The sequence below is a fragment of the Paenirhodobacter sp. genome, from assembly GCF_050177655.1.
In the GTDB taxonomy this organism is placed as follows: Bacteria; Pseudomonadota; Alphaproteobacteria; order Rhodobacterales; family Rhodobacteraceae; genus Rhodobacter.
On sequence record NZ_JBFXGV010000001.1, the window covers coordinates 148,679 to 162,493 of the forward strand.

13 protein-coding genes and 1 riboswitch are annotated in these 13,815 nt (G+C 68.3%); of the genes, 6 read left to right on the plus strand and 7 right to left on the minus strand.

What is annotated here, in order from left to right:
- Positions 1-76: 76 nt before the first annotated feature.
- The 3 genes from AB7U46_RS00720 to cobU are packed head-to-tail and all read right to left on the minus strand — an operon-like array spanning position 77 to position 2,351.
- Positions 77-847, minus strand: a complete 771-nt coding sequence (locus AB7U46_RS00720) for an adenosylcobinamide-GDP ribazoletransferase (RefSeq protein WP_428335005.1) — start codon at positions 845-847, stop codon at positions 77-79.
- Positions 844-1,851 carry a nicotinate-nucleotide--dimethylbenzimidazole phosphoribosyltransferase gene (gene cobT / locus AB7U46_RS00725; RefSeq protein ID WP_428335006.1) on the minus strand — a complete coding sequence of 336 codons (1,008 nt, stop codon included), beginning with the start codon at positions 1,849-1,851 and terminating at the stop codon, positions 844-846. The genes AB7U46_RS00720 and cobT overlap by 4 nt, the downstream gene beginning before the upstream one ends.
- On the minus strand, positions 1,848-2,351 hold the full coding sequence (gene cobU / locus AB7U46_RS00730; protein WP_428335007.1) for a bifunctional adenosylcobinamide kinase/adenosylcobinamide-phosphate guanylyltransferase: 504 nt from the start codon (positions 2,349-2,351) through the stop codon (positions 1,848-1,850). The genes cobT and cobU overlap by 4 nt, the downstream gene beginning before the upstream one ends.
- Positions 2,352-2,439: 88 nt before the next feature.
- On the opposite strand from cobU, the gene AB7U46_RS00735 reads away from it, so the two are divergent.
- The 6 genes from AB7U46_RS00735 (at position 2,440) to metH (ending at position 9,731) form a co-directional block, all read left to right on the plus strand.
- A complete protein-coding gene (locus tag AB7U46_RS00735; RefSeq protein WP_428335008.1) occupies positions 2,440-3,015 on the plus strand; it encodes a histidine phosphatase family protein in 576 nt (191 codons plus the stop codon).
- A gap of 233 nt (positions 3,016-3,248) precedes the next feature.
- On the plus strand, positions 3,249-3,812 hold the full coding sequence (locus AB7U46_RS00740; RefSeq protein WP_428335009.1) for a hypothetical protein: 564 nt from the start codon (positions 3,249-3,251) through the stop codon (positions 3,810-3,812).
- A complete protein-coding gene (gene cbiB / locus AB7U46_RS00745) occupies positions 3,809-4,756 on the plus strand; it encodes an adenosylcobinamide-phosphate synthase CbiB (RefSeq protein WP_428335010.1) in 948 nt (315 codons plus the stop codon). Before AB7U46_RS00740 ends, cbiB begins: the two co-directional genes overlap by 4 nt.
- Complete coding sequence (gene cobD, locus AB7U46_RS00750) at positions 4,756-5,703, plus strand: threonine-phosphate decarboxylase CobD (RefSeq protein WP_428335011.1); 948 nt, start codon at positions 4,756-4,758, stop codon at positions 5,701-5,703. The genes cbiB and cobD overlap by 1 nt, the downstream gene beginning before the upstream one ends.
- A 260-nt stretch (positions 5,704-5,963) precedes the next feature.
- Positions 5,964-7,007: a homocysteine S-methyltransferase family protein gene (locus AB7U46_RS00755; RefSeq protein WP_428335012.1), complete on the plus strand. Its 1,044-nt coding sequence runs from the start codon at positions 5,964-5,966 to the stop codon at positions 7,005-7,007.
- Between the two features lie 9 nt (positions 7,008-7,016).
- A complete protein-coding gene (gene metH / locus AB7U46_RS00760) occupies positions 7,017-9,731 on the plus strand; it encodes a methionine synthase (protein WP_428335013.1) in 2,715 nt (904 codons plus the stop codon).
- A gap of 4 nt (positions 9,732-9,735) precedes the next feature.
- On the opposite strand, the gene nrdF is transcribed toward metH, so the two are convergent.
- From nrdF to nrdH, 4 genes are read right to left on the minus strand one after another with little or no spacing between them, the layout of a single operon-like run.
- Positions 9,736-10,707, minus strand: coding sequence for a class 1b ribonucleoside-diphosphate reductase subunit beta (gene nrdF / locus AB7U46_RS00765; protein WP_428335014.1), 972 nt, complete (start codon positions 10,705-10,707; stop codon positions 9,736-9,738).
- A gap of 32 nt (positions 10,708-10,739) precedes the next feature.
- Positions 10,740-12,863, minus strand: coding sequence for a class 1b ribonucleoside-diphosphate reductase subunit alpha (gene nrdE / locus AB7U46_RS00770; protein WP_428335015.1), 2,124 nt, complete (start codon positions 12,861-12,863; stop codon positions 10,740-10,742).
- The gene (gene nrdI, locus AB7U46_RS00775) at positions 12,856-13,257 is read right to left on the minus strand and encodes a class Ib ribonucleoside-diphosphate reductase assembly flavoprotein NrdI (protein WP_428335016.1); all 402 of its coding nucleotides are present in this window, start codon (positions 13,255-13,257) and stop codon (positions 12,856-12,858) included. The genes nrdE and nrdI overlap by 8 nt, the downstream gene beginning before the upstream one ends.
- 4 nt (positions 13,258-13,261) lie before the next feature.
- A complete protein-coding gene (nrdH, locus tag AB7U46_RS00780) occupies positions 13,262-13,483 on the minus strand; it encodes a glutaredoxin-like protein NrdH (protein ID WP_428335017.1) in 222 nt (73 codons plus the stop codon).
- 84 nt (positions 13,484-13,567) lie between these two features.
- Positions 13,568-13,757, minus strand: a riboswitch (cobalamin riboswitch).
- Between the last annotated feature and the right edge of the window lie 58 nt (positions 13,758-13,815).

Sequence of the window (13,815 nt, forward strand, 5' to 3'; positions counted from 1 at the left end):
AGACGCAAAAGGCCGCCCTTCGGGGCGGCCTTTCGTGTTCCGGGTTCCGGCTAACCGTTTTGCTGCATTCGGAAATTCAGCGCGCGATCGTGGCGCAGATCACCAGCCAGCCGCCGATTTCGGCGAGCTGCTGCCCGGCGCCGAGCACATCGCCGGTCTGTCCGCCGAGACGGCGGAGCGCGAGCAGGCCGAGGCCGAGGGTGAGCAGGGCCTGCAGAGCGAGGATGCCGATCGCGGTGCTGCCCTGCAGCGGGATCAGCACGGCGAGGGCGAGCAGCAGCGCGACGAAAAGCCCGCCCGGCGTGACGCCGCTCGCGCGTCGGCCCATGCCGTCACTGCGCGCCGGGGGCAGGGTGGCAAGCAGGAGCGCGGGCGCCAGCCGCGAGCTCGCACCAAGCGCCACGAGCGCGGCGGTGGCCGCACCCGCGCCGGCGCCTGAGGCAAGGCTCAGCGCCTGCCAGCGCAAACCGACGCCAAGCAGCAGCGCCAGCACCCCATAGGAGCCGATGCGCGAATCGCGCATGATCTCGAGCCGCCGCGCCCTGTCGCGCCCGCCCCAGAGCCCGTCGGCGAGATCGGCAAGCCCGTCCTCGTGCAGCGCGCCGCTCGCCATGATCTGCGCGACAAGCGCCAGCCCCGCGGCGAGCGGCAGCGGAAGGCCAAGCGCGAGCCCGGCGGAAAGCACGCCCCCGGCGATCAGGCCGAGCAGCGCCCCCGCCAGCGGAAAGGCCCAGATCGCCGCGGCGATGCCCGGGGCGGGCTCGGGCAGGCGCCCGGCCGGCAGCCGCGACAGCAGCATCAGCGCGAGCTGCGCCTCGGCCAGCCGGTGGCGCAGCCGCGCGATCATGCGTCGCTCACGCCCGCCTCGGCGAAGGTCGCCATGCCGTTGTGGCAAGCGAGCGCCGAGCGCAGGATGCCAAGCGCGACCGCGGCGCCCGAACCCTCGCCAAGCCGCATGTCGAATTCGAGCACGGCGCGCTTGCCGAGTGCCGAGATCAGCCGGCGATGGCCGGGCTCGGCCGAGGCATGGCCGACCAGGCAATGGTCGAGAAGCCGCGGATCGGCGGCGTAAAGCGGCGCGGCACTCGCGGTGCAGATGAACCCGTCGAGGATCACGGGCGTGCGCTGGGCGCGCGCGGCCAGCACCGCGCCACAGATCGCCGCCTGCTCGCGCCCGCCGAGCGCGGCGAGCACCTGCATCGGGTCAAGCCCCGCATGCCGCGCGAGACCCTTGTCGATCGCCGCGATCTTGCGCCGGATCCCGGCGTCGTCCGAGCCGGTGCCAGGCCCGACCCAATCGGCCGGCGTCGCACCGAAAAGCGCCGCCGCCAGCGCCGCGGCGATCGTCGAATTGCCGATCCCCATCTCGCCGAGGATCAGCACATCGGCCGCGGGATCCACCGCCGCGGCGCCCGCGTTCATCGCGGCGAGCGTCTCTGCCTCACTCATCGCCGGGGCTTCGGTGAAATCGGCGGTCGGGCGGTCGAGGTCGAGCGCGATCACCTTCAGATCGGCACCGTTCACCCGGCAGAGCTGGTTGATCGCTGCGCCGCCATGTTCGAAATTCGCCACCATCTGCGCGGTGACTTCCTGCGGATAGGGGTTCACCCCCTGCGCGCAGACGCCGTGATTGCCGGCAAAAACCAGCGCCTGGGCGGTGCCGATCTCGGGCCGGGCGGTGCCGCGCCAGCCCGCCATGAAGAGCGCGAGCTCTTCGAGCCGGCCGAGCGACCCCGGCGGCTTCGTCAGGCTGTCTTCGCGCGCCTGCGCTTCGGCAAGGGCGGCCTCATCGCGCGCGGGAAGCTGATCGGCCAGCGTGGCGATCTCGGCAAGGGATTGGAATTTCATCATTTCACCTTCATCGGCAGGCCCGCGACGGTGAAGATCACCTCATCCGCCGCCGCGGCGACCCATTGGTTGAGAAAACCCGCGGCATCGCGGAACTCGCGGGAGAGGCGGTTGTCGGGCACGATGCCGAGCCCCACCTCGTTGGAGACGAAGACCACCGGCGCGGTAAGCGCGGGCAGGGCGGCGATCATCTCGCGCGCGGCTGCCTCCCAGTCGTGCCCGCCCAGCATCAGGTTGGTGAGCCAGAGCGTGAGGCAATCGACGAGCCGCGGCGCATCATCGGTGGCGCAAAGCGCCGCGCGCAGGGCGAGCGGCTCGGCGTGGGTGCGCCATTCGGGGCCGCGACGCGCGCGGTGAAGGGCGATGCGCGCCTCCATCTCGGCGTCGAAGGCCTGGGCGGTGGCGATGTAATGCGCCGGGCTGCCAAGTTCGAGCGTGCGCGCCTCGGCCAGCGTGCTCTTGCCCGAGCGTGCGCCGCCGGTGATCAAAAGGATGCGTGCCATCTGCTTCGCGCCGCCCGTGTTCCTGCCCCTTGTCCCCCGCGCGCAGACAAAGCAGAAATGGCGCGGCTGCGGAAGGAGAAATGCGACGATGCTGCGGGAGGGGGCGACGGAACTGCTGCTGATCCGACATGCGCCGGCGGTGCATGGCGGGCGGCTTGCGGGGCGGCGCGATGTCGCGGCGGATCTGCCCGGGGAGGCGGAGCTTGCGGCGCTGCGGGCGGCTTGCGGGGCGGTTTCCGTGGTGGCGAGCCCGGCGCTGCGCTGCCGCCAGACCGCGCAGGCGCTCTGGCCCGGGGCGGAGGTTGCCGCTGACGATCGTCTCTGGGAGCAGGATTTCGGCGCCTGGGAAGGGGTGCCTTTCGCCGATCTGCCCGATCTTGGTGCGCTGGAGCCCGAGGCGCTTGCAGCCGAACGCCCGCCCGGGGGCGAGAGCTTTGCCGATCTTTGCGCCCGCGCGGCGCCCGCGCTGGCGGAGATCGGCGCACAGGGCGGGCGTGTTGCCGTGGTGGCCCACGCCGGCACCGTGCGCGCCGCGCTCGCGCTGGCGCTTGGCTCGGTGCCCGCAGCGCTGGCCTTTCAGGTTGCGCCGCTCTCGCTCACCCATCTCGTTGCCTTGCCCGGGGGGCAGTGGTCGATTGCCGGCGTGAACCGGGTCTTCGCATGAGGGCGGCGCTGCATGTGCCTGGCCATTTCGGAGAGTGGCTGCAGGGGCGGATCGGGTCGGAGGGGCCGATTGCCCTGGTCTCGCTGCCGGCTCCCGGTCTGGGGGTGACAGCCTCGATGCGCCCCGGAGGGCCACGGCTGGCACTGTCGGGCGCGGGGCTCTCGCCGTCCCGTGCGAGGCGTTTTCTGCTGGAATCGGGTCTGACTCTGACCGGTCGCGTTCACCTCCGTTCGATGGTGGACCCAGGTCTCGGCACCGGGGTTTCGACGGCGGCACTGGTCGCGCTTGCGCGGCTTGCGAGTTGGGCAGGGCCGCCCGAAGCGCTCGCCCGCGCCTGCATCGCGGTCGAAGGCGCCTCCGATCCGCTGATGTTCCCGTCGCCCGAGCGGTTGCTCTGGGCCTCGCGCCGGGGTGCCGCGCTTGCGGAATTGCCCCCGCTGCCGCGCTACGATCTGCTTGGCGGGTTTTGCGGCGGACCAAGCCGGACCGATCCGCGCGACGCGGATTTCGCCGATATCTCCGATCTCGTCGTCGCGTGGCGCCGGGCGCCGGATCTCGCGACCTGTGCGGCGCTCGCTTCGGAAAGTGCGGCGCGTTGCTCCGCGCGCCGCGGCCCTGCCGAGGAGACGGCGCCGGATCTCGCGCAGGAACTTGGTGCGCTCGGCTGGATCCGGGCGCATACCGGGGCGGCGCGGGGGCTGATCTTTGCCCCCGGAACGATCCCTGCGGGGGCGGCCGCGGCGGTGCGCGCGGCGGGTTGGCGCGGGTTGCGCCGCATCACGGGAGGGGAACGATGAATTTTGCCGCGATGATGCTGGTCGCGATGGCGATCGACCTCGCCATCGGCTGGCCGGCGCCGCTGTTTCGCGGGATCGGCCATCCGGTGACCTGGCTCGGCGCGCTGATCGCGCGGCTCGATGCCAGCTGGAACCGCGAGGGCCCGAACCGGCGCCTGTTGGGCCTGGCCGCGGCGGGGGTGGTGATCGCTGCGGCGGCGGGGATCGGTGGGCTGGTGCAGATCTTCCTGCCGGCGAACTGGATCGGCATCCTGATCGGCGGGTTCCTCGCCTGGCCGCTTGTCGCGCTGCGTTCGATGCACGATCACGTCGCCGCGGTGGCGCGCCCGCTCCTGGCCGGGGATCTTGCCGGGGCGCGGCAGGCGGTGTCGATGATCGTCGGGCGCGATCCGGAGCAGCTCGATCAGGCCGGGGTGGCGCGGGCCGCGCTCGAGAGCCTCGCCGAGAACAGCTCCGACGGCATCGTCGCGCCGCTCTTCTGGGGGACGGTCGCCGGCCTGCCCGGGATTGCCGCCTACAAGGCGATCAACACGCTCGATTCGATGATCGGTCATCGCACGCCGCGGCACGAGGCATTCGGCTGGGCCTCGGCGCGGATCGACGATGTCGTCAACCTGATCCCGGCGCGGCTGACCGGGGTGCTTTTCGGTCTGGCGGCGGGGCGGGGTGCGGGGCGCGCGCTCGACGTGATGGAGCGGGACGCGCGGCATCATCGTTCGCCCAATGCCGGCTGGCCGGAGGCGGCGCTGGCCGGGGCGCTGGGCGTACGGCTTTCGGGGCCGCGGATCTATGGTGATCGCATCGCCGAGGAGCCTTGGCTCAACGCCGACGCCCCCGATCCGCTGCCGCAGGATCTCGCGCGCGGGCTCGGGCTTTATCGGCGGGCGATGGTGCTGGGGGCGGTGCTGATCCTGGCGGTGGCTTTCGCGATCTGGAGGTTCTGATGCGCGATCATGGCGGCAATATCGACACGGCGAAGGAGCGGTTCGGGGGCAGCGACTGGATCGACCTGTCGACGGGGATCAACCGCGCGCCCTATCCGCTCCCCGATCTGCCGCCCGAGGTCTGGACGCAGCTGCCCACCGCCTCGGCCAAGGCGGCGCTGCTTGCGGCGGCCGGCGAGGCCTTTGCGACCGCGGCGCCGGGGGTGGCACTGGCCGGGGCGCAGGCGGCGATCCAGCTCGTGCCGCATCTTCTCCCGCGGGGGCGGGCGCGGGTGCTCGCGCCGACCTACAACGAGCACGGGGCAAGCCTGCGCGCCGCCGGCTGGGCGGTTGAGGAGGTCGCCACGCTCGAGGCCCTCGCCGGGGCGGATCTGGCGGTGGTGGTCAACCCGAACAACCCCGACGGGCAGCGCCACGCGCCTGCGGCGCTGCGGGCGCTGGCGGATCGCGTCGGGCTGCTCGTCGTCGACGAGAGTTTCGGCGATGCCGATCCCGAACTTTCGCTGTTGCGCGATCCGGGGCCAGCGCTGGTGCTGCGTTCCTTTGGCAAGTTCTGGGGGCTTGCCGGGCTGCGCCTCGGCTTTGCCTTTGGCCCCGAGGCGCTGATCGCGCGGCTGGCGGAGATGGCCGGCCCCTGGCCTGTCTCGGGCGCGGCGATCGAGATCGGGCGCCGCGCGCTGGTCGACCGCGCCTGGCATGCGGCGACGGTGGCGCGGCTTGCCGAGGATGTCACGCGGCTCGATGCGCTGGCGGCGGTGGCGGGCTGGCGCCTTGTCGGCGGCACCGCGCTGTTTCGCAGCTACGAGACGCCCGACGCGATCGCGGCGCAGGAGCGCCTTGCAGGGCACCGGATCTGGAGCCGGATCTTCCCCTGGTCTCCGGGCTGGATCCGCCTTGGCCTGCCCGCGCCCGCGGAATGGGCGCGGCTGGAGGCGGCGCTCGGCTGAACAGCGTCGCGCCCGGGGTGGCTGCGGGAGCCTCCGGCGGAGGTATTTCATGCAAGATGAAAGGGGCCGGTCGTGCCAGGACTTCGACGGCTCTCATCTTGCCGAAAATACCTCGGGGGGGCCGCAGGCCGGGGGCAGCGCCCCCTCCACGCTGCAATCCGCATGCGAACATGAATCATTCTCATGATCATCATGTTCATTATGCGTTTGAACTCATCGCCCCGCGCGCCTAGCTAAGCCCCGAACAGCGGAGAAACGCGATGCAAAGCCTCATCCTGCCGAAAACCCCGGCCTATCACGCGCTCGAAGCGCTCGTGCGCGAGCGGATCCTGATCCTCGACGGGGCGATGGGCACGCAGATCCAGGCGCTGGGCCTTGGCGAGGACGATTATTCCGGTTGCGCGCATGGCGCCTGTGCCTGCGCGCATCATTCCGATCACCCGCAGAAGGGCAACAACGATCTGCTCGTGCTGACCCAGCCGCAGGCGATCGAGGAGATCCATTTCCGCTATGCGATGGCGGGCGCCGATATCGTCGAGACGAACACGTTTTCGGGCACCACCATTGCGCAGGCCGATTACGGGATGGAGCAGGCGGTTTTCGACATCAACGCCGAAGGGGCGCGGATCGCGCGGCGCGCGATGGACCGGGCTGAGGCGACCGACGGGCGGCGCCGGTTCGTCGCCGGTGCGGTCGGGCCGACGAACCGCACCGCCTCGCTCAGCCCCGACGTGAACGATCCGGGCTATCGCGCCGTCACCTTCGACGATCTGCGCCGCGCCTATGGCACGCAGATCCGCGGGCTCATTGCCGGGGGCGCCGATCTGATCCTGATCGAGACGATCTTCGACACGCTCAACGCCAAGGCCGCGATCTTTGCCGCGAACGAGGCCTTCGCCGAACATGGCGCGCGGCTGCCGGTGATGATTTCGGGCACGATCACCGATGCCTCGGGGCGCACGCTTTCGGGGCAGACGCCCTCGGCCTTCTGGATCTCGGTCAAACATGCGCAGCCCTTCACCGTGGGGCTCAATTGCGCGCTGGGCGCCAAGGCGATGCGCCCGCATATCGCCGAGCTGGCCGCGATCGCCGATTGCGCGATCTGCGCCTATCCGAACGCGGGGCTGCCGAATGCCTTCGGCCAGTATGACGAGGGGCCCGAGGACACCGCCGCCCAGGTCGCCGAATTCGCGCGCGAGGGCCTCGTCAACATCGTCGGCGGCTGCTGCGGCACCACGCCCGATCATATCCGCGCCATCGCCGAGGCGGTGCGCCCCTTCGCGCCGCGCGCTTTCGGCGCCTGAGGAGCCAAGATGACCGATCACCTGCTGCGGCTTTCGGGCCTCGAACCTTTCACCCTCACCGCCGACATCCCCTTCGTGAACGTGGGCGAGCGCACGAACGTCACGGGCTCGGCCCGGTTTCGCAAGCTGATCACCAATCGCGACTATACGGCTGCGCTGGAAGTGGCGCGCGATCAGGTCGAGAACGGCGCCCAGATCATCGACATCAACATGGACGAGGGGCTGATCGACAGTAAGGCGGTGATGGTCGAGTTCCTGAACCTGCTCGCCGCCGAGCCCGACATCGCGCGCGTGCCGGTGATGATCGACAGCTCGAAATGGGAGGTGATCGAGGCCGGTCTGCAATGTGTGCAGGGCAAGCCGGTGGTGAACTCGATCTCGCTCAAGGAAGGGGAAGAGGCCTTCCGCCATCACGCGGGGCTGTGCCTCGCCTATGGCGCCGCGGTGGTGGTGATGGCCTTCGACGAGGCCGGGCAGGCGGACACCTATGAGCGCAAGACCTCGATCTGCGCGCGCGCCTATCGCATCCTCACCGAAGAGATCGGCTTTCCGCCCGAGGACATCATCTTCGACCCGAATATCTTCGCCGTGGCGACGGGGATCGAGGAGCACGACAATTACGGCGTCGACTTCATCGAGGCGACGCGCTGGATCCGCCAGAACCTGCCCTATGCACATGTCTCGGGTGGCGTCTCGAACCTCTCCTTCAGCTTCCGCGGCAACGAGCCGGTGCGCGAGGCGATGCATGCCGTCTTCCTCTACCACGCGATCGCGGCGGGGATGGACATGGGCATCGTCAACGCCGGTCAGCTGGCCGTCTACGACCAGATCGACCCCGAACTGCGCGAGGCCTGTGAGGATGTGGTGCTGAACCGCACCCCGAAACAGGGTGGTAGTGCGACCGAGCGGCTTCTGGCGATCGCCGAGCGGTTCCGCGGCGGCGCGCGCGAGGAAAAGGCACGCGATCTGAGCTGGCGCGAATGGCCGGTGGAAAAGCGGCTCGAACATGCGCTGGTGAACGGCATCACCGAATTCATCGAGGCCGATACCGAGGAGGCGCGCCTTGCCGCCACCCAGCCGCTCGACGTGATCGAGGGGCCGCTGATGGCCGGGATGAACGTCGTCGGTGATCTTTTCGGCGCCGGCAAGATGTTCCTGCCGCAGGTGGTGAAATCGGCGCGCGTGATGAAACAGGCGGTCGCCGTGCTCTTGCCCTATATGGAGGCGGCAAAGGCCGGGGGCCGCAATTCCGCGGGCAAGGTGCTGATGGCGACGGTGAAGGGCGATGTGCATGACATCGGCAAGAACATCGTCGGCGTCGTGCTCGCCTGCAACAATTACGAGATCATCGACCTCGGCGTGATGGTGCCGCCGCAGAAGATCCTCGAGGTGGCGCAGGCGGAAAAGGTCGATGCGATCGGGCTTTCGGGCCTGATCACGCCGAGCCTCGACGAAATGGTGCATCTGGCCTCGGAGATGGAGCGGGCGGGGTTCGACATTCCGCTCTTGATCGGTGGCGCGACCACCTCGCGCGTGCACACCGCAGTGAAGATCGCGCCGCGCTATGACCGGGGCGCCGCCGTCTATGTCACCGACGCGAGCCGCGCGGTGGGCGTGGTGAGCCAGCTTCTGAGCCCCGCGCATCGCGCCGATTACGCCGCAGGCATCCGCGCCGAATATGCCGATCTCGCCGCGCGCCATGCGCGGGACGAGGCGGCGAAGGTGCGCCTGCCGCTCGCGCAGGCCCGCGCCAATCCGCTCAAGCTCGACTGGGCGAATTACGCCGTTCCCGCGCCGAAGTTCCTCGGGCCGAAGGTGATCGAGGACTGGGATCTCGCCGAGATCGCGCGCTACATCGACTGGACGCCTTTCTTCCAGACCTGGGAGCTGAAAGGGGTCTATCCGCGCATTCTCGACGACGCGAAACAGGGCGAGGCGGCGCGCAGCCTTTTCGCCGACGCGCAGGCGATGCTCGCGCAGATCATCGCCGGGCGCTGGTTCACCCCGCGCGCGGTGGTGGGCTTCTGGCCCGCCGCGGCCGTGGGCGACGACATCCGCCTTTACACCGGCGAGGACCGCGCCGAGACCCGCGCCACGCTGCACACGCTGCGCCAGCAGACCGGCAAGCGCCCGGGCCGCCCGAATGTGGCGCTGTCCGATTTCGTCGCACCCGAGGGCGGGCCGCACGATTATGTCGGCGGTTTCGTCGTGACCTCCGGCCCCGAGGAGCAGGCGCTGGCCGCCGCTTTCGAGGCGAAGCACGACAATTATTCCGCGATCATGGTCAAGGCGCTCTCCGATCGTTTCGCCGAGGCGATGGCCGAGATGCTGCACGAGCGCGTGCGGCGCGAGTATTGGGGTTATGCGGCCGACGAAACCTTCGCGCCGGCGGAGCTGATCGCCGAACCCTATCGCGGCATTCGCCCGGCGCCGGGCTACCCGGCGCAGCCCGATCACACCGAGAAGGTGACGCTTTTCGATCTGCTCGATGCCGAGGTGGCGACCGGGGTCAAGCTTACCGAAAGCATGGCGATGTGGCCGGGCTCTTCGGTTTCCGGCCTCTATATCGGGCATCCCGACGCCTATTATTTCGGGGTCGCCAAGGTCGAGCGCGATCAGGCCGAGGATTACGCCGCGCGCAAGGGCATGGCCCTGGCCGAGGTCGAGCACTGGCTCGCGCCGGTGCTCAACTACATCCCGCGCCCGGAGGCAGGGGCGGCCTGAGCGCTCAGAAATCCCAGTCCTCGTCCTCGGTCGCGACCGCCTTGCCGATGACATAGCTCGACCCCGAGCCGGAAAAGAAATCGTGGTTCTCGCTGTCGGGCGACAGCGCGGCGAGGATCGCGGGGTTCACCTCGCAGGCCGCGGGGGGGAAGAGCGCCTCGTAACCGAGGTTCTGCAGCGCCTTGTTGGCGTTGTAATGCAGGAAGGCCTTCACGTCCTCGGTCAGGCCGAGCCCGTCGTAAAGCTCGGCGGTATAGCGCGCCTCGATCTCGTAAAGATCGAAGGCGAGGGCAAAGGTGAAATCCTTCAGCGCCTGCCGCCCGGCTTCGTCGAGCCGCTCCAGCCCGCGCTGATATTTGTAGCCGATGTAATAGCCGTGCACCGCCTCGTCGCGGATGATCAGACGGATGAGGTCGGCGGTATTGGTCAGCTTCGCCCGGCTCGACCAGTACATCGGCAGATAAAAGCCCGAGTAGAACAGGAAGCTTTCGAGAAAGACCGAGGCGACCTTGCGCTTCAGCGGGTCTTCGCCGGCGCGGTATTTCTCCAGGATCACCCGAGCCTTCGCCTGCAGATGCGGGTTTTCCTCCGACCAGCGGAAGGCGGCGTCGACCTCCTTCGTCGAGCACAGCGTCGAGAAGATCGAGGAATAGGAGCGGGCATGCACCGCCTCCATGAAGGCGATATTGGTCAGCACCGCCTCCTCATGCGGGGTGATCGCATCGGCCAGCATCGCCGGCGCGCCCAGCGTGTTCTGGATCGTGTCGAGCAGCGTCAGCCCGGTGAAGACGCGGATCGTCAGTTCGCGCTCCTCTGGGCGCAGCGTCGCCCAGCTTTGCACGTCATTCGATAGCGGCACCTTCTCCGGCAGCCAGAAATTCACCGTCAGCCGGTTCCAGACCTCGAGATCCTTCTCGTCCTCGACGCGGTTCCAGTTGATCGCCCGCGGCACCGTGATGCCTGCCTGATCCTTCATTCTCTCAGCCTTTCTGTGGCAAAATCCGGTGCTTAGAGCGTGCAGCTCACACAGCCCTGCACCTCTGTCCCCTCGAGCGCGCTCTGGCGCAGCCGGACGTAATAGATCGTCTTGATCCCCGCCTTCCAGGCCCGGATCTGCGCGCGGTTGATGTCGCGCGTCGTCGCCTCGGCCGGGAAGAAGAGCGTGAGCGAAAGCCCCTGATCGACGTGTTCGGTCGCCGCGGCATAGGTGTCGATCACCGCCTCGGGGCCGATCTCATAGGCGTCGCGATAGAATTCGAGGTTCTCGTTCGTCATGAAGGGCGCGGGGTAATAGACGCGGCCGATCTTGCCCTCCTTGCGCACCTCGATCTTCGCAACGATCGGATGGATCGAGGAGGTCGAATTGTTGATGTAGCTGATCGAGCCGGTGGGCGGCACCGCCTGCAGGTTGCGGTTGTAAAGCCCGTGGCGCATCACATCGGCCCGCAGCGCGGCCCAGTCCTCGCGCGTGGGCAAGGTCAGATGCGCGAAAAGCCGCGCCACCTCGGGCCGCGTGGGCAGCCAGTCGCGGGTGAGGTATTTCCCGAAAAAGCTGCCATCGGAATATTTCGAATTTTCGAAATTATGGAAAGCAGTGTTTTTCTCCTGTGCCAGAAGGCAGGAGGCGCGCAGCGCGTGATAGGCGACGGCGGCGAAATAGACCGAGGTGAACTCGATCCCCTCAGGGCTGCCGTAATGGATCCGCTCGCGCGCGAGAAAGCCGTGCAGGTTCATCTGGCCAAGGCCCACCGCATGGCTTTCGTCATTGCCGCGCCGGACCGAGGGCACCGCCGCGATCGCCGACATCTCGCTCACCGCGGTGAGCGCGCGGATCGCCGCCTCGACCGTCGCGCCCAGATCGCCGCCATCCATCGCGGCCGCGATGTTGAGCGAGCCGAGATTGCAGGAGATATCGGTGCCGAGGTGGTCGTAGCTCAGATCCTCGTGGAAGGTGGAGGCCTCGTTCACCTGCAGGATCTCGCTGCAGAGGTTCGACATCGCGATCCGCCCGGCGATCGGATTGGCGCGGTTCACCGTGTCCTCGAAGAGGATATAGGGGTAACCGCTTTCGAACTGGATCTCGGCGAGGGTCTGGAAGAAGTCGCGCGCGTTGATCTTGCGCTTGCGGATGCGCTTGTCGTCGACCATCTCGGCGTATTTCTCGGTGACCGAGATTTCCGAGAAGGCCATGCCATAGACGCGCTCCACGTCATGGGGGGAGAAGAGATACATCTCCTCGTTGCGCTTCGCGAGTTCGAAGGTGATGTCGGGGATCACCACGCCGAGGCTGAGCGTCTTGATCCGGATCTTTTCGTCGGCATTCTCGCGCTTGGTGTCGAGAAAGCGCAGGATGTCGGGGTGATGCGCGTTGAGATAGACCGCCCCCGCGCCCTGCCGCGCGCCGAGCTGGTTGGCGTAGCTGAAACTGTCCTCGAGCAGTTTCATCACCGGAATGACGCCCGAAGACTGGTTCTCGATGCCCTTGATCGGTGCGCCGGCCTCGCGGATGTTGGTCAGCATCAAGGCCACGCCGCCGCCGCGTTTGGACAGCTGCAGCGCCGAATTGATGCCGCGCCCGATGCTTTCCATCGTGTCCTCGAGCCGCAGCAGGAAGCAGGAGATCAGCTCCCCCCGCGCGCGCTTGCCGGCATTGAGGAAGGTGGGCGTCGCCGGCTGGAACCGGCCGGAGATGATCTCCTCCAAGAAGCGCAGCGCGAGCTCCTCGTCGCCGCGCGCAAGCGTCAGCGCGACCATCACCACCCGGTCTTCGTAGCGTTCGAGATAGCGCTGCCCGTCGCGCGTCTTCAGCGTGTAGGAGGTGTAATATTTGAACGCGCCAAGGAAGGTCGGGAAGCGGAACTTCTTCGCATAGGCCTCGGCCCAGATCCGGCGCTGGAAGTTTTTCGAATACTGATCAAGGACTTCGGCCTCGTAGTAGCCTTCCTCCACGAGGTAATCGAGCTTCTCGTCGAGCGAGTGGAAGAACACCGTGTTCTGGTTCACATGGCTGAGGAAATATTGCCGCGCGGCGCTGCGGTCGGCCTCGAAGCGGATCTGCCCGGCGCCGTCGTAAAGGTTCAGCATCGCGTTGAGCGCGTGGTAGTCGAGATCGGGTTTCACGGCGTCAAGCATGGCGGCTCCAGAAGGTTTCCAGCCCGGCGCGAATGCGGGCGATGTCGGTTTCGGTGCCGGCCAGCTCGAAGCGATAGAGCAGCGGCACGGCGCATTTCTCGGCCAGCAGGTCGCCGGCGCAGGCGAAGAGCCGGCCGAAATTGCGGTTGCCCGAGGCGATGACGCCGCGCAGGAGTGCGCGACGCCGGGGGTCGTTGAGAAAGCGGATCACCGGGCGCGCGACGGCGCCGTGGCCGCGCCCGTCGGCATAGCTCGGGCAGATCAGCACGAAGGGGGCCTCGGGCTCGGGCATCGGCGCGTCCTCGATGGGGATGCGCCGCGCCGGCAGGCCAAGCCGCGCGACGAAACGCGCGGTATTGCCCGAGGCCGAGGAGTAATAGAAAAGCCCGCCCATCGGCTCAGGCGAGCCGGCCGATCATGTCGGGACGGAACCCCGCCCAGTGCAGCTCGCCCGCCACAACCACCGGCGCCTGGCGATAGCCCATGGCGGTGACCGCCTCGAGCGCGGCGGCATCTTCGGTCAGGTCGACGAGGTCAAAGGCGAGGCCGCGGGCCTCGAGCGCGCGGGTGGTGGCGGTGCATTGCACGCAGGCCGGCTTGGAATAGACGGTGATGGTCATGGCGTTCCTGTCTTTCATGCGGGAACGCGCGCGGCGACGGCAAAGCCATGGCCTGAACACACGCCCCCGAACCCTCCGTTCGTGGTCATCGTCGTGCGTCCGGCAGGTCTCCTGGCTCGCGGGTCGTCGCCTTTGACCGGCCTTCCCGGGCCGGGGCCCAGTGGCGTGATCGGTCTGGCTCGCCGCTTACAGTTGCGGGGGCAGCGCCGGATTTGAACCGGCTTCCCTCTTGGCCTTCGACCGGGATCGAAGGAACCGAAGCACATGCATATTGCGTCTGATGTTAATGGTTAGTCAATATATGGTGTCGTCTTGCGCGAAATTTTCTCGCG